Source organism: Nocardia sp. NPDC050799, assembly GCF_040654015.1.
GTDB lineage: Bacteria > Actinomycetota > Actinomycetes > Mycobacteriales > Mycobacteriaceae > Nocardia.
In genome coordinates this window covers 74422-95052 of the sequence record NZ_JBFAHF010000030.1, presented here as the reverse complement: position 1 = coordinate 95052, position 20631 = coordinate 74422, and the positions used below count along the sequence as shown (strand labels likewise).

Below are 20631 nucleotides of genomic sequence, written 5' to 3'. Positions count from 1 at the left end.
TGTCGCGCTGGGCCTGCAGCAGCTGCGGCCGGTGTTTGCCGTCTTTGAACCAGTGGTGTGAACCCGGCTTGTGCGCCTCGGTCGCCAGATGCTTGCCACGGCGCTCTCGAACGGCGTCCGCGCCATCGCGACCCGGCGGGTCAGCGGCCGAAAAGCGCCTTCACGACCCCGATCGCGCTGCCGCGCAGAAAGTTCTCCCAGCTGAAATGGTCGTGCCACAGGACGATCCGGCCGTCACGCAGTTCGAAGGTTCCCATCACCCAGAACGAAATGCGCACCGGCCCGAACCGCAGCACATCGGTGCGATCGGTGAGCACCACCGATCCGTCCGCGGCGATATGGTGCATCTGCGCCGAGAACCCGAACTGCTCGCGGTCCAGGCCCCGTAGCAACTTCCCGACCCGCCGCGCCCCGCGCACATCCGGCAGCGAGGTGTTCTTCCAGACGATATCGGGATGCACCAGTTCCAGCGCCTCATCGAGCGCGCCGATCTCCATCGCGGTGAAGAACTCGCGGACCGTGGTGACCGCGTCCTGATTCAGCTCGGTATCCATCCTTCGAGCCTAGGATGCCGCCCCGGCAGGAGCCAGGGTGCTGTGTTTTCGGCGCGGCCGCGCCGAAAACACAGCACCGGAGATCACAACAGGTTCCAGTCCTCCAGGCCCTGGTAGAGCGGGAAATCGTTGGCGAGTTTCTTGACCCGGCCACGCAGTGCGTCCAGGTCGGCGCCGCCGGCGAGGGCGGTGGCGATGATATCGGCGACCTCGGTGAACTCCGTGTCGCCGAAACCGCGGGTGGCCAGCGCGGCGGTGCCGATCCGCAGGCCGGAGGTGACCATCGGGGGGCGCGGGTCGAAGGGGACGGCGTTGCGGTTGACCGTGATCCCGACCTCGTGCAGCAGGTCTTCGCCCTGCTGGCCGTCGAGGTCGGAGTTGCGCAGATCGACCAGGACCAGGTGGACGTCGGTGCCGCCGGTGAGGACGCTGATGCCCTTACCCGCGACGTCGGTGCCGGTGAGGCGTTCGGCGAGGATCTTGGCGCCGGTCAGGGTGCGCTGCTGGCGTTCGGCGAACTCGGGGGTGCCGGCGATCTTGAACGCCACCGCCTTCGCGGCGATGACGTGCATCAGCGGGCCGCCCTGCTGCCCGGGGAACACCGAACTGTTGAGCTTCTTGGCGTAGTCCTGCTTCGCCAGGATGAGGCCCGAGCGGGGGCCGCCGAGGGTTTTGTGGACGGTGGAGGAGACCACGTCGGCGTGCGGGACCGGGGAGGGGTGCAGGCCGGCGGCGACCAGTCCGGCGAAATGCGCCATATCGACCCACAGGTAGGCGCCGACCTCGTCGGCGATCTCCCGGAACGCCGCGAAATCCTGGTGCCGCGGGTACGCCGACCATCCGGCGACGATCACCTTCGGCCGCGCCTCCCGCGCGATCGCCCGCACGTTGTCCATATCCACGCGGTGGTCTTCCTTGGAGACCCCGTAGGAGTGGACGTCGTAGAGCTTGCCGGAGAAGTTCAGCCGCATGCCGTGGGTGAGGTGGCCGCCGTGGGCCAGGTCGAGGCCGAGCAGGCGGTCGCCCGGATCGAGCAGCGACATCAGCACCGCGGCGTTGGCCTGCGCGCCGGAATGCGGCTGCACATTGGCGAAATCGGCGCCGAACAGCGCCTTGGCGCGTTCCCGGGCAAGGTTCTCGACCACATCGACGTGTTCGCAGCCGCCGTAGTAGCGACGACCGGGATAACCCTCGGCGTACTTGTTGGTGAGCACACTGCCCTGCGCCTGCAACACCGCGCGCGGCACGAAGTTCTCCGACGCGATCATTTCCAGGGTGTCGCGTTCGCGGGCGAGTTCACCCGCCATCGCGGTGGCGAGTTCGGGATCGAGCTCACCGAGAGACTGGGTATTGACAGAGGCGGTCGTCTGCGTCACCACGCCAGTGTATGAGTCACCCCCGGGCCGCCTTCAATTGCCCCGCCCTCGCGAGGCGTGGTCGGAGCCCTCGTGATCCCGGTCCTTCACTCCGCCGCCGCCGTCGCTGCGCTCCTTCGCGGTGTCGCGCCGGAACCGGGTCGGGCCCGACCCCGGATACACCGTGAACGTGGCGCCTCAGGCGGCGCGGAGGGTGGAGGGGATGAGGGGTTCGTCCAGGAGACGGCGGAAGCGGTCGGCACGGTCGTCCTCGTCGGTGGCACGGTCGAGCCAGCCGCCCAGCAGCCGGTAGCCCTCCACGTAGGTGCTGGTGTAGGCGCGCCACAGCGGTGAGGACAGGAAGCGCAGCGACTGGCGGGCTCGGTCGGGGGTGGTGAGCGACCAGCGCTCCAGGAAGGCGGCCACGTCGTCGGCGTCTTTGCCTTGATCGTGCAGCATGAGCGCGGCATCCTGCCGGACCCCGAGCAGTTGGCCGGAGGCCTCGGCGAGCCGTTCGGCGCGTTCGCCGTCGAACCGCAATCCGAGGTCGGCGTAGATCTCCTGGGCCCACCGGCCCCATCCGGGCCCGACGATCGAGCGCAACGCGAGGTCCGCCAGCCCTTCGGCCATCAGGCACTGCGGGGTGTTCACCAGGAAGATCGTCTGCTCGGCCTGCCCGGCGGCCACCAGGCCGGCCTCTTTGCGGCAGTGCTCGGTGTGGTGCCCGGGGTAGGACTCGTGCGAGATGAGCCGGGGCAGATTCGCCATGTGCTGGCGCAGGTCGGAGTTGATGGCGACCGTCGAACGGTAGTTGCCGAGGTAGTAGTTGAAACCGGACCACGGCTTGTCGCCGACCACCTCGTAGGTGACGTTTTCGTGGTCGGGCAGCGGGTACCGGGCGCGGACCAGTTCGCGCAGCGCGCCGGAGAACGCTGCGACGCAGGCCTCGAGCTTGTCCGGCGGGATCTCGTCGGCTTTGCGATGGGCCGCCATCCGTTCCGTCAGCGGACCCGATCCGGCCAGAACCTCATCGATCCTGCGGTGCGCCTCCTGGTAGTCGGCGGGATCACCGGGCGCGATGTCGACGTCGAAATAGGCGCGGACCTCGTCGACGAAACCGATATCGTCCCCGGCGAACTTGCGGCCCGAGCATTCCAGCGCCCGCAGATGCACATCGATGAACTCGGACCGCTGGGCGGGCAGACCGGCGTTCGGCAGTTCCGCACGTAACCGCGCGGCCGTCCGGGCCAAATCCCGGGGTTCGGGTTTCGGCGCGTTCTCGACCTCCTGCCGCAGCCGTGGGTCGGCCGTGTAGGCATCGACGAACCCCTCTTCGATCCGGTCGAATGCCAGACCGAGCCGCAGGTATTCGATCACCAGGGGATGGGCTTCCATGGCCTCGACCCTAACGGGCGTAGGCCCTCCGCGATCCGCGTACGGCCGCAACGCAGGCAACGCATGGCCGGTCACCTGGGCGGCATGGCGCCGTCCCGAGTGCGGATTAGGACGGCGGGCCCCGGCCGCACATCCCTCTTACCACGGGAAGCAGTTGTTATACACATCAGTAATGGACCCCCCGATCCCCGTGCTCCCCGCCGAGGGGCAGAATTCAGCCATGAGGGCACAGCCAGAGCGCCGGACCTGCCGGGGTCGCGACAGCCGCAGCGGCGGAATCCCACGTGCGAGGCACCGCGAGCACGAGTGCCCGGCAGAGTGGAGCGCTGAGTAGATGGCCAAGGCGAGCGAGCCGAGTCCGTATGTGGAATTCGACCGGAAACGGTGGCGGGAACTGCGCAAATCGACTCCGCTGGTGCTCACCGAAGAGGAACTGATCGGACTGCGGGGTCTGGGCGAACAGATCGACCTGGAAGAAGTCGCCGAGGTCTATCTGCCGCTGGCCCGGTTGATCCACCTGCAGGTCGCGGCGAGACAGCGCTTGTTCGCGGCCACCGCCACCTTCCTCGGGGAATCACATCCGGACAAACAGGTCCCCTTTGTGATCGGTGTGGCCGGCAGCGTGGCGGTCGGCAAATCCACCACGGCCCGCGTACTGCAGGCACTGCTGGCCCGCTGGGATCACCATCCCCGCGTCGACCTGGTGACCACCGACGGATTCCTCTACCCCACGGCGGAACTCACCCGGCGCGGGCTCATGCACCGTAAAGGCTTCCCGGAGAGCTACGACCGCCGCAAACTGCTGCGCTTCGTCACCGAAGTGAAATCGGGTGCCGAAGAAGTGTGCGCACCGGTCTATTCACATATCTCCTACGACATCGTCCCCGGCGAATTCCACTGGGTACGCCAGCCGGATATCCTCATCGTCGAAGGGTTGAACGTTTTGCAGACCGGGCCGCGGCTCATGGTCTCGGATCTGTTCGATTTCTCCATCTATGTGGACGCGCGGATCGAAGATATCGAAAACTGGTACGTACGTAGGTTCCTGAGTCTGCGCGCCACCGGTTTCGCCGATCCCAGGGCTCATTTCCATCACTACGCGAGATTCACCGATGCCGAGGCGACAGCCGCCGCGAAGGACATCTGGAACTCCACCAACCGTCCGAATCTGGTGGATAACATCCTGCCCACCCGCCCCCGCGCGACCCTGGTCCTGCGCAAGGACGCCGACCATACGATCAACCGGTTGCGGTTGCGGAAATTGTGATACCGGCGGACCCGGAGTCGGGCGGCTGTTGTCGGCGGGGTCACCACCGACCACACCCCTGCCGGAGATATCGGAGCGAGCCCGACCGCGAAGTGAGAACGTGGGCTTGCTCGTGAAGGTGCTGTGTTTTTTGGCGCCGCCTGCGGCGGCGCGGGGTTGAGGCCCCCTTGGTCTCGTCGTTTCGGCCTCGGGACTCGAGCCTTCGGCTCATGCGACGTGCGGTCGGCCTTCCGCGGAAGGCCGACCGTTGAGCACCTTCGGCCAAGGGGCGAGACGGGCCTCAACCCTTCGAGGTGTCTCGTAGAACTCGACGCATGGGGTTACGTCGGCATTCGATGTCCAGGTCCGTATGCTCACGGTGTTCGGCGCGGTCCAGTCCCCGGACCAGATGGGACGGCGGGGCCTCAAGCACCGTAGCGGCGGTGGCGGGCAGCGTAATCGCGTAAGGCGCGGAGGAAGTCGACGCGGCGGAACTCGGGCCAGTAGACCTCGGTGAACCAGATCTCGGAGTAGGCGCTCTGCCAGAGCAGGAAGCCGGAGAGGCGCTGCTCGCCGGAGGTGCGGATCACCAGGTCGGGGTCGGGTTGGCCCGAGGTGTAGAGGTGCTGGCCGATGGCGCTGACCGTAATGGACTGGACCAGGTCTTCGCCGGTTTCGCCGGCCGATATCTCCTGGCGGACCAGTTGGCGGACGGCGTCGGCGATTTCTTGACGGCCGCCGTAGCCGATGGCGACGTTGACGTGGGTGCCGGTGCGTTCGCGGGTGCGTTCGGTGGCGGTGCGCATTCGTTTGGCGACCAGTTCGGGCAGACCGTCGAGGGTGCCGACGATACGGACCCGCCAGTTCTGTTCGGGGGCAGCGAGTTCCTCGACGACGTCGGTGATGACTTCGAAGAGGGTTTCCAGTTCTTCCTGGCCGCGGCTGAGGTTTTCGGTGGAGAGCAGGTAGACGGTGACGAGTTCGATTCCCGCGGCTTCGCACCAGCTGACCAGTTCGGCGACTTTGAGGGCGCCGACCCGGTGTCCGTGGGTGATATCGGTGAACCCGTTCTCCCGGGCCCAGCGGCGGTTGCCGTCGCACACCACCGCTACATGGCGCGGATGCTGCTTGTCCGCAAGCTGCTTGGCCAGACGGGCCTCGTAGATGCGATACGGAAAGCCCCGCAGCCGACTCGGAAATTCCACGACGACCAACAGTACGCCTCTTCCGGTCGGGGTCCGTAGTTGTGGCGGAATGCGGTGGCGGTCACGGCCGCGGCGGAGACAGCCCCTGTGGGCAAGTGAAGCGGTACAGTAGCCACGAGAGAAACCTACGCCGCCGTAAGTTACCCACGAGTTATGTATCGCCCCGGCGGGCCGCGGAGGATCCGCGAGCCCGTACCGGCGGCGGGCCGTCACGCTGCCGCCGGAGACCGGGCAGCGCATACTCGAGCCAGGAGGCAACGTGTCCGACCCGTCCCCCGGCGGTCCCCCGAACCCCGGCGACCTCGATCCCACCGGCCCCGTCGCCGGTGCCGAGGTCGACCCGCGAACCGGCCAGAACAACGACGATCCGGTCCCCAACCCGGCCGACTCACTGGTCGCGCTGGTCAAACCACGGATGCGCGGCTGGATCCACACCTGGGCCACCGGTATCGCCGCGGTGGCCGTGATCGCGCTGGTCGCGGCGGCGGCCACCGTCTCGGCGACAGCGGTCGTCGCGACCCTGATCTACGGGCTCACCATCTGCGCTCTGTTCGGGATCAGCGCCACCTATCACCGCATCACCTGGCAGACGGTCCAGGCCCGGATGCGGATGAAGCGCGCGGACCACTCGATGATCTTCCTGTTCATCGCGGGCACCTACACCCCGTTCGCGCTGCTCGGCCTACCCGAGCCGACCGGGCAGATCCTGCTCACCGTGGTGTGGACAGGCGCGCTGGCCGGCGTCGCCCTGAAACTGCTGTGGCCGCACGCGCCACGGTGGGTGGGGGTGCCGTTGTATCTGCTGCTCGGCTGGGCGGTAGTGCCGGTGGGCGGCGAACTCTATCGTTCGGTCGGCCTGCCCGCGGTCCTGCTGCTGGTCGCCGGTGGGCTGGCCTACAGCGTCGGCGCGGTGCTCTACGCCACCCGCTGGCCCAACCCGTGGCCGAGCACGTTCGGTCACCACGAGTTCTTCCACGCCGCCACCGTGGTGGCCGCGCTCTGCCACTACGCGGCGGTCTGGCTGGTGCTGCTGGGGTGAGCGAGCTCGTTCCCGGACCGCTGACCAGCTGCGTCGATTAGGCTGCTGAGTCGTGTCCTTCGATACCGGCCGCCCGCGCTCCAGCGGCCACCGCGGGTAACCCGCCGATGGCCTACAGTGTCGGATCCCGGCCGCGGGCCGGGATGGTCACCCGGCTGATGCAGTGGACCGTCCTCGCCCGCTGGGGGCTGGCGTCCGTCGTCATCGCCGCCCACCTCAGCGGTCTCGCGGTCATCGTGACCCAGCTGGTGCTCATCGGCTTTCCCGGTCGCGTCGGCGCCGATCAGTTGAGCGGGCTGATACTGGTCACCGTCTACCCGATCGTCGCGTCGCTCTTGGGGATCGCGCTGGCCGTCCGCGACCGGATGAGCTATTTCGCCTGGCTGGACAGCTCCCGCAAACCGACCCCCGAGGAGGCGCGGCGGATCCTGCACCTGCCGCTCGCCATCACCCTGCGCTCGCTGGTGATGTGGGCGCCCGGGGTGGTGCTGTCGGCGATCCTGCTGGCCGGTCTGACCACCGAGAAGGATCTCACCGTCCTGCTCGCGATGTTCACCATCGGTGGACTCGAATCGGCCGGCCTGACCTACCTGATCGTGGACCGGGTCATCCGGCCTGTGGTGCCGATCGTGGCCGGAGTACTCGGCGCGACCATGCACTGGAGTTCGTCGGTATTCGTCCGGGTGGCACTGGCCTGGGCGGTCTCGGGCGCCATGCCGCTCAGCGCGCTGATCGTGGTGCTCGCCGATCCGGCCACCTCCATGGAACACCGGATCCGGACCGGTATCTATCTCGCCGCTATCAGCCTGGTCGTCGGGGTGCTGGCCACCTGGGCGCTGACCCGGGCCGTGGCCTCGCCCCTGCGGACGCTGCGGATAGCGGTGGACCGGATCACCCGGGGCGATCTGGATGTGCGGGTGTCGGTGGGCAGCGCCAGCGAGATCGGCCGGTTGGAACATTCGGTGAACGAGATGTCGGCGAACCTACGCGAACGGTTGCGCATGCGGGACGTGTTCGGCCGGCACGTCGGCGAGGAGGTGGCCGAGCGGGCACTCGCCGGAGGTATCGATCTCACCGGTGACGTACGGGAGGTTTCGGCGCTGTTCGTGGATGTCACCGGATCGGTGGCGATCTCCACCGGACTCCCGCCGCAGGAGTTCGTGGCCAAACTGAACCGGCTCATGGCCACCGTGGTCGCCGCGACCGAGGAGAACGACGGGCTGGTGAACAAGTTCGAAGGTGACGCGGCGCTGTGCATCTTCGGTGCCCCGATCGCACTGGCCGACAACGCGACTCCCGCCCTGCGCGCCGCCCGCCGGATCCGCGACGAGGTCTTGGCGGCGGGCGAACTCGATATCGGTATCGGCGTGGCCCGCGGCCGGGTGTTCGCCGGGGACGTCGGCACCGACACCCGCCGGGAGTACACGGTGATCGGGGACGCGGTGAACGCCGCGGCCCGGCTCACCAGCCGGGCCAAGGAGGTACCGCGGCGCATTCTGGTTTCCCAGAGTGTGGTCGACGCCGCCGAGGCGAGCGAGCGCGCGGAGTGGGTGAAGTACGGAGCCGTCGCGTTGCGCGGTATCGACGCACCGACCCCCTCCTGGACCGATCGCGAACACGAGACGCCGCACTGAGCGCTAGGTCGCTCCGTAGCGGGCGGCGATCGCGACGGCGCGGTCGCGCAGGCAGGTCCGCAACGACGGCGGGGCCAGGACTTCCGTGTCCGTAGTGAGCTGCCACAGCGCCCATTCGGCGTGCCGCGCGTCCTGGAAGGTCACCTCCAGCCGCAACCAGCCGTCCGCGTCGAATTCCTGGGTGCCGACAGCCAGCGCGGTGCGCACCAGCTCGTCCCGCCGCGCCGGGTTCACCCGTACCAGGACGGCGATCCGGTCGCCGCCGTTGCGGAATCGGGTACTGCGTTCCTGCCAGGCACGGCTCAGATCGACCCGGTCCGAGCGCTCGGCCGGTTCGGGAAGCACTTCTGCCGCCGACACCCGCGACAGCCGATAGGTGCGTTCCGCGCCGGATCGCGTGGCCAGCAGGTAGCCCTGGTCGCGCACGGTGACCAGGCCGATCGGATCCACCGTGCGCCACGCCGGGGTCCGGTCGACAGCCGCATAGTGGATGCGCAGCTTTTTCCCGGCGAGCACCGCGCGCCGGATCTCGGCCGATATGCTGCCGGGCACCTCCTCGGCGACCGACCGGCGCGCCAGCAGATCGGTCTCCGGGTCGATGAGCAGTCGCTGCGCCACGTCGGCGGCGGTGTTCCGATGGCTTTCGGGTAGCGCGTCGACCACCTTGAGCATGGCCGAAGCAAGCGCCGAACCGAGACCGAATGCCTGCGCGCCGCGCCGCGATCCGGCGACGAGCAGGGCGAGCGCCTCGTCGTGGGCGAGCCCGGTGAGTTCGGTCCGGAACCCGGGTAACAATGCGAAACCGCCGTACCGACCGCGTTCGGCGTAGACCGGGACACCGGCCGCGGACAGCGCCTCGATATCACGCAGCACGGTGCGGGTGGATACCTCCAGTTCGTCGGCCAGTTCGGTCGCGGTCAGCCGACCGCGCTGACGCAGCAGCAGCACCAGTGACACCAACCGGTCGGCGCGCATCCGAAAACTGTACCGAATACACGACACAGGATGTCGTGATTTGTCGGCAGGCTTGCCACCACGGCGTCCCGAACCGCGGCTACCGCGCCGCTGGGCGTACGTACTTCACCGAATCGAACGGAGCTTGATGTGGCAGTGGAACGAATTGCGGTCAACCCGGTGGCATGGTCGACGGAGATGGGTTTCGACCAGGGCGAACTCGTCTCCGGTCACACCCGGACCCTGTACTGCTCGGGGCAGACCGCGATGAGCGGCGACGGCACACCGCAGCATGCCGGCGATATGGCAGCCCAGTTGGCGTTGAGCCTCGACAACTTGACGGCTGTGCTCGGCGAGGCCGGTATGTCCCTGGTGAACCTCGTCCGGCTCAACGTCTACACCACTGATGTCGACCTGCTCTTCCAGCACTACGGCCTACTCGCCTCGCGGCTGGGTGCGTCCGGCGTGGCACCGGCCACCACGATGCTCGGGGTCACCCGGCTGGCCATTCCCGGCCAACTGGTCGAACTGGAGGGCACTGCCGTCGACTGAGCCCGGTATCGCCGCCTCCGAGCGGACGGCGGGTAGGCGGCGTCGGGGTCTCTTACCGCGGGGCGGAGGCCGAGGGCCCGGCCAGGGCGGCGCGCAAGGCGTCCGGTGTCGTCACCGGCAGGTCGCAGACCGATCCCCGGCACACATAGGCCGCCGCGGTGCCATCGATCGAGGGCCGGTCGGTGAGCAGTGGGACGGTGTCCACCTCGGCCCGGACGACGACCGCACCGCCGGGCGCGTAGACCCGCGCGACCTCCAGCAGTTCGGCATCGCCCACCGGTTGATAACCGGTGGTGGAGATGGCGATCTGCAGCGGGCCCTGGACCGCGGCCTCGGCGACGGTCAGCCACTGGCCGGCCGAGCGCGGTGCTTTCGCCAGCACCATCGCGCCGCGGGCGAGGGTGTGTTCGGCCAGTTCCCGGTAGCGCGCGCCGCGGTCGGGTTCGACGACAGCGGAGGCGGTCAGCAGGGCTTCGGCCAGCACGGACGCCCCCGCGGGAGTGGCGCCGTCGATGGGGTCGCGGGGGCGGGCGATCAGGGTTTCGGCGTCGTCCGCGGTGTCGAACCAGCTACCGGGCTCGTCCGGGTCGGCGAAATGCGCGATCGCGGCATCCAGGACGCGATGGATATCCGGTAGCCAGCCGGCCGAACCGGAATACTGATGCAGTGCCAGCAGGGCGGTGGCCAGCCAGGCGTAGTCCTCGAGTACGCCGGGCGCGCTACCGGCGACCCCGCCGAGCGAGGCGCGCAGTACCCGGCCGTCCACCACGTGCAGGTCCAGGAGCACCCGCGCGAGGTCGTAGGCGGCGTCGAACCAGTCGCGCCGGTCGAGGGCGCGGGCGGCCTCGCAGAGCGCGGTGATCGCCATACAGTTCCAGGCGGTCACCGCCTTGTCGTCGCGATCGGGCTGGGGGCGGCGCTGCCGGGCGGCGCGCAACGCGGTACGGGCGCGTTCGAGCCGCTCGCCGTCCTCCGGGTCGGCGCGTCGGGTGAGCACCGAACAGCCCTGCTCGAAGTTCCCGGCGGTGGTGACCCCGAAAACCTCCGCGGCCCAGGCGCCGTCGATGGGCCCGAGTTCGCCGACCAGCTCGGCGGGATTCCAGACGTAGGTCGCGCCCTCCACACCGGGTTTGCCCGCTTCGACGTGGGTGTCGGCGTCCAGGGCGGAGGCCAGACCGTGCGCGGTGGACAGATCGTCCAGCAGGAACTGCACGATCTCTTCGGTGATCCGGCGCGGCAGCGGATCCGCGGGACTCCGGCGCGTCAAATGCGCGTAGAACCGCAGCAATTGCGCATTGTCGTAGAGCATCTTCTCGAAATGCGGGACCACCCAGGCCGCGTCCACCGAATAGCGGGCGAAACCACCGCGTAGCTGGTCGTAGATACCGCCGCGGGCCATGGCCGCCGCGGTGCGGTCCACCACGGCCCGCACCGCCGGGTCGCCGGTACGTTCCCAGCTGCGCAGCAGACCCTCCAGCAGCGCGGAGGGCGGGAACTTCGGCGCGCCGCCGAAACCGCCGTGGGCCTCGTCGAAATCGCGGAGCACCGCGGCCACGGCGTGGTCGAGCAGTTCGGTGGTGACGGTCAGCTCGGATTTCGGGATCCCGGCCGCCTGCTCGCGCAGGGCCGCGGCCACCTGCTCGGACGCCGTGTCCACATCGGCGCGGCGGTTACGCCAGGTATCGGTGATCGCGGTGAGCAGCTGGGTGAACGACGGCATCCCGCCGCGCGGCACCTTCGGGTAATAGGTCCCGCAGTAGAACGGTTCTCCCGCCGGGGTGAGGAAGCAGGTCATCGGCCAGCCGCCCTGACCGGTCATCGCGACCGTGGCGTTCATGTACACCGCGTCCAGATCCGGGCGTTCCTCCCGGTCCACTTTGATACACACGAATTCGGCGTTCATCTGCGCGGCGGTGGCCTCGTCGGCGAACGATTCGTAGGCCATCACATGACACCAGTGATTGTTTGGCCGAAGCTACCAATGGCAGGATGCGTACCCCACTGAAAGAAGAATGGGTACGTCCCGCCTGGTTGCTTCTGCCATCGCCTCCTCTCCCCACTCCTGCCAATGCACGGGGTTCCCCGCGTGCTGGCGCAGGTAGGGCGACGTGGCACCACCTAATCGGTTCATACATCCCAGCCTGCCACACCCGGCCGGCAGAAGCGCCCCAGCATGTCGGAGTGATGTACCCCGGACTCACCCAGGCGATTCACCTCGCCGGAAAATGCAAGAACCCGACTCGCCCGAACACGACCAACCCGTGCGCCGTCACACGGAGAGTAGTGAGCCATCACCTCAACCTGCGTGTCACCGGCAGGCTGATTCACCTGCTGTCGACTGTGCGCTGTGCCGAACCACTCGACAGCACGGACCTCGCGCCTGCCCGCCCAACCCCACCGGCAAAAGCGAAATGGCCACCGCCATACTCTCCGCCACATGGAGCGCAGGCACCGCCGCCACCCGGCTGCGGCCCGCCGTCACCACCCCCCACCGGCGAACTCATCGGACTCCTCACCATCGCCGACGTCCTCCAACGCCTATTGCCCGTAGCGTTCCCGGAATCGACCGCAGCGAATTTGCCCAGGTAGCTCCCAGGTACGGGGCCGGATGGCTCCGCGGACGGACGCCGGGACACCGCATCGATTCCTACGGTGGACGTGATCACTCACCGATAACCGGTGCGATCGGAGAGGAAACGATTTCGATGTCCGGCTCGCGGCACGCCGATCCCCCCACCTCGATCGGCAAAATCGGCCGCCGCGCCTTCACCGCGATCGGGTTGGCCGGCGGTGCCGCCATGCTCACCGCCGGCGCACCTACGGGGCAGCCGCCCGGCGGCGAACCGACCCCGGCCGGCGAGGACAGAAAAACACACATCACGATGCTGCTCTATCCGGGCACGACGGTGCTCGACTGGATCGGCCCCTATGAGGTACTGCACCGTGTACCGGGCGTGGAGTTCGTACTGACCGCGGCGACAACCGATCTGATGACGAGCGACAGTGGCCTCGTCGACTACAAGGCGAATATCCCGCTCGACCGGATCGAACGCACCGATGTGTTGATCGTGCCCGGCGGCGCCCAGGGCGTCATGGGGGCAGCCGAGGATCCCGTGATCGCCGACTGGCTGCGGCGGATCGATCGCACGACGATCTACACCGTCGGCGTGTGCACCGGTTCGCTGATCCTCGCCCATATCGGCCTTCTGCGGGGCAGGCGCGCCACTACCTACTGGAAGTTCCCGAGCATGCTCGAGGGCGCCGGCGCGACCTTCGTTCCGCAACGTTGGGTGCGCGACGGCAAGTACTGGACCTCCGCCGGGGTCTCGGCGGGTATAGACATATCGCTGGCGTTGACAGCGGACCTGTACGGCGCGAAACGAGCGATGACGACACAGCTTGCGATCGAATATGATCCCCGTCCCCCGTTCGACGCCGGCTCGGTCCGGACCGCCCCGCCGGACGTAGTGGACGCGCTGGGTGGCATCATGCCACCCCACAGCCACCGATGAGACGAACCGGTTGTCGACCGGATCGGCGGCGTAGCCGGTGCGCGCTCGAGACCGGTCCATCCCGCAACCCCACCTCGACCGGAGCGCCGCCCGCCGGGGCGGACACCGGCGCGGACGTTAGGGTGAGCCGTGCTCCCGTGCTCGACGGGCCGGCTGACGCTGATCCGACCGGAAGGCTGTGGTGACGAATCAGGCTCGGCGGCCGGGCGATGACACCCGATCCGGCCATTTGTGGTTCGTGGCATTATCTGGGGTCGCGGCGGTCGCGATGATCGCCCTGGCGCTGGAGGCCGCCGCTGCCGACACCGGTCCCGTTGCTGCCTTCCTCGCTGCCTCCCTGTCCTGCGCCGCGCTACCCGCGGTAGTCCGTCATGTGCTCGTGGCGACGGCAATGCAGGCCGTCGCCTTCGCTGCGCTCGGGCTCGGCACCGTATCGGGATCGACACTCGCGCCGCCGCTTCCCGTAGTGGCGATCTGTGTCGTCGTTGTTCACGTGACCGTGGCGGCGCTGCGGCACGACTGGAAGATCGCCGTCGGCGTGTGGTGGACGCTCGTCGGTGTCGGTGTCGCCGTGACCGCCGTCGATGATCGAGTCGACGTCGAGCACGAGCCAATGCTGCTCGCTGTTCTCGCGTCCGGTTCATTGGCCGGGCTGTTCGCCGGGATCGCGCACCGGCAGCGTGCGCGTATCCGCGCGGAACTGGCCGCGGCCCGCCGCGATATCGCGGTCGAGCACGCGCGGCGGACACTGGCCGAGGAACGAACACGCATCGCGCGCGAACTGCACGACGTGGTGGCCCACAGCATGTCGGTGATCCATATGCAGGCCACGTCGGCGCCCTACCGGCTCACGGAGCTGGACAGCGGGACGCGCGCGGAGTTCACCGCCATCGCCGACGGCGCCCGGGGGGCCCTCGACGAGATGCGGCGGCTGCTCGGCGTGCTGCGCGCGAGCGATACCGGAACCGGTATCGAGCCTGCGCCGGGGCAGGCGCAATTGCCCGCGCTCATCGATGTCACGCGGCGGTCCGGCAGTACGGTCACGCTGATCGTGGACCCGGAACTGGGTGAACTACCGGCGACCGTCGGCACGACCGCCTACCGGATCGTCCAGGAGGCACTGAGCAACGTGATCCGGCACGCGCAGGGCGCGGCGGCAACGGTGCGGCTGGAGCAGGAGCGAGAGGGGCTCGCCGTCACGATCGTCAACGAGCCCGGTGCGCGCAGAAGCATCGCGGTACCCGACGATCCCGAGCGGCCACGCCACGGCGTCATCGGAATGCGGGAGCGCGCCGAACATCTGGGAGGCGAGCTGTCGCACGGCCCCACCACCGGCGGCGGGTTCCGGGTGCGCGCATGGCTCCCGATCCGGCCGATCGCCGACCCCGTCGCCGAGGAGCATGCCCGATGATTACGGTCCTCGTGGTCGACGACCAGCCGATGGTTCGCCTGGGAATCCGGGCGATCCTCGACGCCCAGCACGATATCGACGTGGTGGGCGAAGCAGGTGACGGCAGGACAGCCGTCCAACAGGCCCGCGCACACCGACCGGATGTAATCCTGATGGATGTGCGCATGCCCGTGCTGGACGGTCTTGCCGCCACCCGGGCCATACTCGAGCCCGGACAGGACATATCCTTTCGCCCGCGCGTGCTCATGCTGACCACCTTCGACGCCGACGAATACGTCTACGAGGCGCTGCGGGCAGGCGCCAGCGGATTCCTGCTCAAGGACTCCGACCCGGAGGAACTCGCCGCCGCCGTCCGCGTTGTCGCCGCGGGAGAAGCCATCCTCGGGCCACAGATCACCCAACGGCTGATCCAGCGCTTCGTCGACGTCGGGGCGGCGACGCGGGAGCCACATCCGCTGCTGCGGATGCTGACCGAGCGCGAACGTGAAGTGCTCACGCTGATCAGTCAGGGTTTGTCCAACGCCGAGATCAGCGGTGCGCTGTTCATCGCGGAGCAGACGGTGAAAACTCACGTCAGCCGGATTCTGCAGAAGCTCGCGCTGCGCGACCGCGTCCAAGCGGTTGTGTTCGGCTACGAGAACGGCCTGGTGGTTCCGGGCCGCGGCGCCGGCTGGAACAGGGACCGGTCGCGGTAGCTCCACCGTAGGGGGTGAGATCGCTCGGCCGACGGACGCAGGACGGGCGCATCCACATTTACGGTACTCGTGATCATCCACCGAGAACCGGTTTGTCCGGAGAGGAAGCGATCTCGATGTCCGGCCCGCTGAACGACAGTCCCCCCACCGACACCACGCTCGACACCACCGATCACGCCGCACCGTTCACCGCCCGGGAGCGGTGGGCGCTCGCTGCCGCGGCCGCATGGGTGGTGACCGGGCTGCAGGTCGATTCCTTCGCGCACAGCACCGTTCCCGACCTGGAGACCTTCTGGACCCCCTGGCACGCGGTGCTCTACTCCGGTATCGCCTGCTGCGGCCTGGTCCTGTTCTGGCTGCTTCGTCCGAGGCTCCCCCAGACCCTGACCTACCGCATCCTTCTGCACGAAACGCCGCCGGCCCTACGGCTACCCGTCGTGGGAATGGCGTTCCTACTGGTGGGCGGGGCTATCGACACGCTGTGGCACAACCTTTTCGGCATCGAGAAGGGGTTGGAGATCTTCTTCAGCCCCAGCCACTTCCTGATCGTCATCGGGATGGCCCTGGTGGCCTCCGGCCCGGCCCTGATGCTCGCCGCGTCGCTGGTCCGGCGCCTCGCCGGCGGCGACGCCGTGCTGGTGTTGATTTCGGCCGCGCTTACGGCCATACCCATGCACATCTACACCGAGCACGCGGGCGCGTTGGAGGAACCGCTGCTCGGCACCGGCGACTCACCCATGAAATCGTTCTCCCTGGACGCCCAGATGATGCACGGTTATGTCGGCAGCACTGTCCTGCTACTGCTTCCCATCCTCGTACTGGCGCGGCGCTGGTCCCTGCCCGCCGGCATGCCGACGGCGCTGGTCATGATCCCGGCGCTGGCCGTCGGACTGGTCCTCGGTGAAGCCCAGAACCCTTGGCTACCGGCCACTGTCGCGGTCGCGACCGCGCTGACCGAAGTGGCAGCACGTACAGCGGCGCCCGCCTTGCGCCGCTACTCGCCCGACACACGCTGGTCGGCACTCGGGTTCCTCGCGCCGATCGCCGTGTGGGGTGCGGTGCTCACCCTCGGTCACGTCATCGCCGGAGTCCAATGGCCGCTGCATATGGTCACCGGACTGCTGACCCTCGTGGCGCTCACCGGCCTCGGCACCGCTTTCGTGGTCCGCCGGGTGACACTCGTACCCGACCCGGCCCGGTAGCCGCGTGAACCTGGCACACCGGGCGGCGGTGATCGCCCTGGCACTGATCGTGCCGACGGCGGTGAGCGCCCCGGCCGGGGCGCATGCCGGGGGCCTGAGCCCGGCGGCCGTACGCAGCGAGGAACTCACCGTATCGCCGGTCGTTCGCGGCCTGACCGTCACGACGATCGAGGACGGCGCACGCCTGCTGATCAGCAACAACACCGGGTTGCTCGTCGAGATCTCGCCCGGCGGCGGTGCGACCGCGCCGGCCTCGGTACCGTCCGGCGAATCGCGCGCGTGGATCGACAGCCGGGCCACGATTCTGGACCGGGAACTCGGGTCACGGACATCGGCCCCGTGGTCGGTGCCGATCACGGCCGGCCCGGTGCCGGTCACCGTGACCGGGCGGTTCGTCGCCGCTCCACCACCCGCCGCGCCGGTCTGGTGGATCGCTACGGCCGGTCTGGCGGCGGCGGTCCTCGTCCCGGCCCGCAGGGTCCGCAGACCGGAGCTGATGCTGGCCATCGCGGGCCTCGTCACCGTTCTCGCCTCGCTCGCCCACGTCATCGGCTCGACCTTGGCCGTGCAATCCGCATCGCCGGTCGGCACCTTCCTCGACGCCATGGGGATCGGGCTGCTGGTCTGGCCGATGGTGACGATCGCCGCGGTGGCCGCTTGGCGCGGGCGGGCAGCGGGGGTACTGGGAGTCTGCGTCGGGGCCGCGTTGAACGTGGTCTTCATCCTGCCCGATATCACCGTCTTCCATTTCGGAGTTCTGCCATTCGCCGGCCCGGACGCGGTCGAACGCCTCCTCGTCGCCCTCGTGCTCGGCGCCGGCACAGGCGTGGCCGTCGGCGGCGCGGGTGCGCTGCGCGTACTCGCCGGACTCCAGCACAATTGCCCGAACCAGACTGGAAAGTAAAGCTCGCTATGACCCGTATGCCCCGTTCCATTCCCCTCGCCGCGGCCGTCCTGGCCGCGATACTCAGCGGTTGCGCGGAGGCGACCCCGCAGAACAATCCGGCCCCATCGTCCGCACCATCCTCGTCCGGCGCTTCCCGGCCCGCACCGGCGGCCGGCTGCACAGGTGCGCCTAGCCCGGAAGGTTCCGTCATAGTGACGACCCGATTGACCCGCGGCCGCGCCGATCCGAAACCACAGCGAGTCGACGTGGCCCGTGATGTCACCGTCGTGATCCGGGCCGAGACAGATACGCCGGCCGAGATCCACCTGCACGGCTACGACCGGCTCGCCGAGGCCACTCCCGCACAACCCGCCTGTCTCGAATTCGTCGCCGAAAAATCCGGACTCTTCGAGGTCGAGGCGCACCCGGGCGTACTACTCGTCCAGCTCGCTGTCCAGTGATCCTGCCCGATACTGTCCTGGCCCACGGTGTCGGGAACTCACAAGACCTTCCACTACCGTTCGACCTGGTCCTACAGGCGGGCGCGGCGACGATTGTCCTGTCGTTCCTCGTCGTGTCGGTGTTCTGGCGGGCCCCCAGGCAGTTCCGAGAGCGGCCGCTTCCCGCCCGGGCGGACTCAGCTCTGCGATCGTCGTGGTGGCGGCTCCCGCTCCGGCTCGCCGTGCTGGCCGGAGCGGCATATATCGTCGGCAATGCCCTGTTCGGCCCCCGCGACGACACCAACCCCGCCGCACACGCACTCTTCGTCTGGCTGTGGGTCGGGATCGTGCCCGTCAGCGTCCTGTTCGGGCCCGTATGGCGAGTCCTGAACCCACTCCGGACGATCCACAGCGGATTGTGCCGCATCCTGCGACTCCCGGTGGCCGGCATTCGGCCGGCAGCGAGCCGAGCCGGCCACCGGCCCGCCGCGCTTGCACTATTCGCCTTCGTCTGGCTCGAACTGGTCCCCGCCGACCGGACCGACCCGCGGGTGATCGGTACCTGGCTCAGCGTCTACGCCGCCGTCCAACTCGGATTCGCACTCGTCCGCGGCGAACAGTGGTTCGCTCGCGGCGACGCCTTCGAAATGTACTCCGAACTCGCAGGTCGGCTCAGCGTGCTGGGAACCGGCGCAGCCGGCCGGCTCGTCCTGCGCTCGCCGCTGGCCGGCCTCGCGGCCGTCCCGGCCGCACCGGGCACGATGGCGTTCGTCGCGGTCTGGTGGGGTTCCACGATCTTCGACAGCGCGTCCGGCTCGCCCAGCTGGGCGGGCATCGTACAAACCACCGGCGTGCCCTGGCTCGTCTCCACCGGCGGATTGGTCGGAGTGTGCGTACTCGTGGCGGCGACCCTCCACTGGACCGCCCGCCGCACCGACCTCGCTCTACCCCTCGTGCCGATCGCCGTCGGCTACACCCTGGCCCACTACGCGTCGCTGCTGATCACCGAGGGACCCCGGGGTCTGCTGCTCTTCATCCAGCAGTGGGGCATCGCGGAATCGGCGGAATTCACCGTTGTGCCCGATCCGACAGCGATCGCGATCGTGCAGGTCGTACCTATCCTGATCGGACATCTGCTGGGCGTACTCACCACGCACGACCACATGTTGCGCACCGAACCGGGCCGGCCCCTGCTGCTCGTCGTGGCCGACGAGATGCCCAGCGTTCTACTGATGATCGGCTACACCTGGGCTGGGCTCTTCCTGCTCTTCGCCGCATGAGCCGCGCAGACGGAACAGCCGACCCCTAACGCAGCGATGGCCGCCTGCCTCGCGGGCCGGGCGCCGCTCTGGGAGCCCGGCCAGCCGGCGGCCTTCGCGGCGACGACCACGGCCCCGATCAGGGTGTGCGCCCGCTGCGGTCATCAGGCCCGGTCGCGATGACGACCACCTCGGTTTTGCTCGAATGGTCGATTACGGTGCCGGAGTTCATTTTGTGCGCCATCCTCCGATTGCTCCGCGAGACGGCAGGTGCCCAGCTCGCGACGGGATCACGCGGCCAGGTGCGCGCGGTAGAAGTGGACGAGGCGGGTGATCGCTCGGTCGATGTGTTCGGGCACGTCGTACATCTCGTAGTGGCCGGCGCCTTCGACGACGTACAGGTCGACAGGGTTCGGTGCCATCTCCCATAGCCGCAGGCCCGCTTCGTAGGAGCCGGTGTTGCCTTTGCGGCCGGCGAGAATGACCGCGAGCGGCTGCGTAAGCAGTTCCGCCACGTGCGCGAATGCGTCGTACCCGAGGATGAGTGATTCGCTGCGCGTGAGCCGGCGGTTGGTCGAATGCGGGCTGTGGCCACGCGGGGTGCGGTAGTAGGTGATCGCCTGGGTGGTGTCGATATCGGTGACGCCGGCGGACTCGGCGTCCTCGAGTGTGTCGGGCAGCCAGTTGACGCGGTTCATCTGCCCGTCGAGGACTTCCCGGGTGCGGGCCTCGGCGAGCTCGTCCAGTGCTGCGGCCGAACCGTTGGGAGCGAAGCTTCGGAAGGCGGCGCCCAGATCGGCGCCTACGACGGTGCCGACGGCTTTGATCCGGTGGTCGGTGCGGGCCGTGTGCACGGCGTAGCCACCGCCCGCGCAGATTCCGAGGACGCCGATACGGTACGGGTCGACACCGGGGACGAGGGTGAGGGCGTCGACGGCGTAGGAGATGTCCTCGCCGCGGCGGTACGGGTCTTCCAGGTCCCGGGGCTCACCGCCGCTCTGTCCCTGGTAGGCGGGATCGAATACGAGCGCGACAAGGCCGTTGTTCGCGAGCCGGGCGGCGTAGTTCGCGCCGATCTGGTCCTTGACGCTACTTCCGGGGGTGGCGAGCACGATGGCGGCGTGTGATCGAGAAGCATCGAAGTCGTCGGGGAGATACAGATCTGCCGCAAGATCGAAGGGGCCTCGCGAAATGGAGATGCGCTGGAGCGGCATGAGCCGGGAACCTTCCCCTATGCTGTACAGGAATCAGTCAGTTCACTCTCTGACTTAGTTCATTATCGAACTAGTTCA

General features: G+C 68.5%; 17 protein-coding genes and 1 pseudogene. 11 read left to right on the top strand and 7 right to left on the bottom strand.

Annotated elements, in window-relative coordinates; genetic code table 11:
• Positions 1–140: 140 nt before the first annotated feature.
• The 3 genes from AB0H42_RS26705 to AB0H42_RS26695 all read right to left on the bottom strand — a co-directional run bounded on the left by AB0H42_RS26705 (position 141) and on the right by AB0H42_RS26695 (position 3304).
• Complete coding sequence (locus AB0H42_RS26705; protein WP_357060703.1) at positions 141–554, bottom strand: limonene-1,2-epoxide hydrolase family protein; 414 nt, start codon at positions 552–554, stop codon at positions 141–143.
• Between the two features lie 83 nt (positions 555–637).
• Positions 638–1930 (bottom strand): serine hydroxymethyltransferase, encoded by a 1293-nt coding sequence (gene glyA, locus AB0H42_RS26700; RefSeq protein ID WP_357060701.1) that lies wholly within the window; start codon positions 1928–1930, stop codon positions 638–640.
• 177 nt (positions 1931–2107) lie between these two features.
• The gene (locus AB0H42_RS26695) at positions 2108–3304 is read right to left on the bottom strand and encodes a DUF885 domain-containing protein (RefSeq protein WP_357060698.1); all 1197 of its coding nucleotides are present in this window, start codon (positions 3302–3304) and stop codon (positions 2108–2110) included.
• 334 nt (positions 3305–3638) lie between these two features.
• Here AB0H42_RS26695 and coaA point away from each other — a divergent pair, with 334 nt between their 5' ends.
• On the top strand, positions 3639–4571 hold the full coding sequence (coaA, locus tag AB0H42_RS26690; protein WP_357060695.1) for a type I pantothenate kinase: 933 nt from the start codon (positions 3639–3641) through the stop codon (positions 4569–4571).
• A 404-nt stretch (positions 4572–4975) separates the two neighbouring features.
• Here coaA and AB0H42_RS26685 read toward each other — a convergent pair whose 3' ends face one another.
• Positions 4976–5764 carry an isoprenyl transferase gene (locus tag AB0H42_RS26685; protein ID WP_357060693.1) on the bottom strand — a complete coding sequence of 263 codons (789 nt, stop codon included), beginning with the start codon at positions 5762–5764 and terminating at the stop codon, positions 4976–4978.
• 382 nt (positions 5765–6146) lie between these two features.
• Here AB0H42_RS26685 and AB0H42_RS26680 point away from each other — a divergent pair, with 382 nt between their 5' ends.
• Both AB0H42_RS26680 and AB0H42_RS26675 read left to right on the top strand, forming a co-directional pair.
• Positions 6147–6794 carry a hemolysin III family protein gene (locus tag AB0H42_RS26680; protein ID WP_357060713.1) on the top strand — a complete coding sequence of 216 codons (648 nt, stop codon included), beginning with the start codon at positions 6147–6149 and terminating at the stop codon, positions 6792–6794.
• Positions 6795–6901: 107 nt separating this feature from the next.
• Positions 6902–8428 (top strand): adenylate/guanylate cyclase domain-containing protein, encoded by a 1527-nt coding sequence (locus AB0H42_RS26675; RefSeq protein ID WP_357060691.1) that lies wholly within the window; start codon positions 6902–6904, stop codon positions 8426–8428.
• A 3-nt stretch (positions 8429–8431) separates the two neighbouring features.
• On the opposite strand, the gene AB0H42_RS26670 is transcribed toward AB0H42_RS26675, so the two are convergent.
• Positions 8432–9403: a WYL domain-containing protein gene (locus tag AB0H42_RS26670; protein ID WP_357060688.1), complete on the bottom strand. Its 972-nt coding sequence runs from the start codon at positions 9401–9403 to the stop codon at positions 8432–8434.
• Between the two features lie 135 nt (positions 9404–9538).
• Here AB0H42_RS26670 and AB0H42_RS26665 point away from each other — a divergent pair, with 135 nt between their 5' ends.
• Positions 9539–9934, top strand: a complete 396-nt coding sequence (locus AB0H42_RS26665) for a RidA family protein (RefSeq protein WP_357060710.1) — start codon at positions 9539–9541, stop codon at positions 9932–9934.
• Between the two features lie 52 nt (positions 9935–9986).
• On the opposite strand, the pseudogene AB0H42_RS26660 reads toward AB0H42_RS26665, so the two are convergent.
• Positions 9987–12065 (bottom strand): annotated as a pseudogene (locus tag AB0H42_RS26660) (thioredoxin domain-containing protein).
• Between the two features lie 574 nt (positions 12066–12639).
• Between AB0H42_RS26660 and AB0H42_RS26655 the strand changes: the two are divergent.
• The 7 genes from AB0H42_RS26655 to AB0H42_RS26625 all read left to right on the top strand — a co-directional run bounded on the left by AB0H42_RS26655 (position 12640) and on the right by AB0H42_RS26625 (position 19360).
• Positions 12640–13446 (top strand): DJ-1/PfpI family protein, encoded by an 807-nt coding sequence (locus AB0H42_RS26655; RefSeq protein ID WP_357060685.1) that lies wholly within the window; start codon positions 12640–12642, stop codon positions 13444–13446.
• Positions 13447–13684: 238 nt separating this feature from the next.
• The gene (locus AB0H42_RS26650) at positions 13685–14857 is read left to right on the top strand and encodes a sensor histidine kinase (protein WP_357060683.1); all 1173 of its coding nucleotides are present in this window, start codon (positions 13685–13687) and stop codon (positions 14855–14857) included.
• Positions 14854–15552: a response regulator transcription factor gene (locus tag AB0H42_RS26645; protein ID WP_357060680.1), complete on the top strand. Its 699-nt coding sequence runs from the start codon at positions 14854–14856 to the stop codon at positions 15550–15552. The genes AB0H42_RS26650 and AB0H42_RS26645 overlap by 4 nt, the downstream gene beginning before the upstream one ends.
• Before the next feature lie 116 nt (positions 15553–15668).
• Entirely contained in the window at positions 15669–16754 is a 1086-nt protein-coding gene (locus AB0H42_RS26640) for a hypothetical protein (RefSeq protein WP_357060677.1), read from the top strand.
• A 4-nt stretch (positions 16755–16758) separates the two neighbouring features.
• Positions 16759–17658: a hypothetical protein gene (locus tag AB0H42_RS26635; RefSeq protein ID WP_357060675.1), complete on the top strand. Its 900-nt coding sequence runs from the start codon at positions 16759–16761 to the stop codon at positions 17656–17658.
• A 194-nt stretch (positions 17659–17852) separates the two neighbouring features.
• Entirely contained in the window at positions 17853–18101 is a 249-nt protein-coding gene (locus AB0H42_RS26630; protein WP_357060672.1) for a hypothetical protein, read from the top strand.
• The gene (locus AB0H42_RS26625; RefSeq protein ID WP_357060670.1) at positions 18098–19360 is read left to right on the top strand and encodes a hypothetical protein; all 1263 of its coding nucleotides are present in this window, start codon (positions 18098–18100) and stop codon (positions 19358–19360) included. The genes AB0H42_RS26630 and AB0H42_RS26625 overlap by 4 nt, the downstream gene beginning before the upstream one ends.
• Before the next feature lie 269 nt (positions 19361–19629).
• On the opposite strand, the gene AB0H42_RS26620 is transcribed toward AB0H42_RS26625, so the two are convergent.
• Positions 19630–20553: an alpha/beta hydrolase gene (locus AB0H42_RS26620; RefSeq protein WP_357060667.1), complete on the bottom strand. Its 924-nt coding sequence runs from the start codon at positions 20551–20553 to the stop codon at positions 19630–19632.
• Between the last annotated feature and the right edge of the window lie 78 nt (positions 20554–20631).

Excerpts from the sequence above, each read along its gene's own strand:
- AB0H42_RS26695 (WP_357060698.1), bottom strand. The coding sequence starts at position 3,304 with ATGGAAGCCCATCCCCTGGTGATCGAATACCTGCGGCTCGGTCTGGCA.
- AB0H42_RS26675 (WP_357060691.1), top strand. The coding sequence starts at position 6,902 with ATGGCCTACAGTGTCGGATCCCGGCCGCGGGCCGGGATGGTCACCCGG.
- AB0H42_RS26645 (WP_357060680.1), top strand. The coding sequence starts at position 14,854 with ATGATTACGGTCCTCGTGGTCGACGACCAGCCGATGGTTCGCCTGGGA.
- AB0H42_RS26670 (WP_357060688.1), bottom strand. The coding sequence starts at position 9,403 with ATGCGCGCCGACCGGTTGGTGTCACTGGTGCTGCTGCTGCGTCAGCGC.
- coaA (WP_357060695.1), top strand. The coding sequence starts at position 3,639 with ATGGCCAAGGCGAGCGAGCCGAGTCCGTATGTGGAATTCGACCGGAAA.
- AB0H42_RS26620 (WP_357060667.1), bottom strand. The coding sequence starts at position 20,553 with ATGCCGCTCCAGCGCATCTCCATTTCGCGAGGCCCCTTCGATCTTGCG.
- AB0H42_RS26655 (WP_357060685.1), top strand. The coding sequence starts at position 12,640 with ATGTCCGGCTCGCGGCACGCCGATCCCCCCACCTCGATCGGCAAAATC.
- AB0H42_RS26705 (WP_357060703.1), bottom strand. The coding sequence starts at position 554 with ATGGATACCGAGCTGAATCAGGACGCGGTCACCACGGTCCGCGAGTTC.
- AB0H42_RS26640 (WP_357060677.1), top strand. The coding sequence starts at position 15,669 with ATGTCCGGCCCGCTGAACGACAGTCCCCCCACCGACACCACGCTCGAC.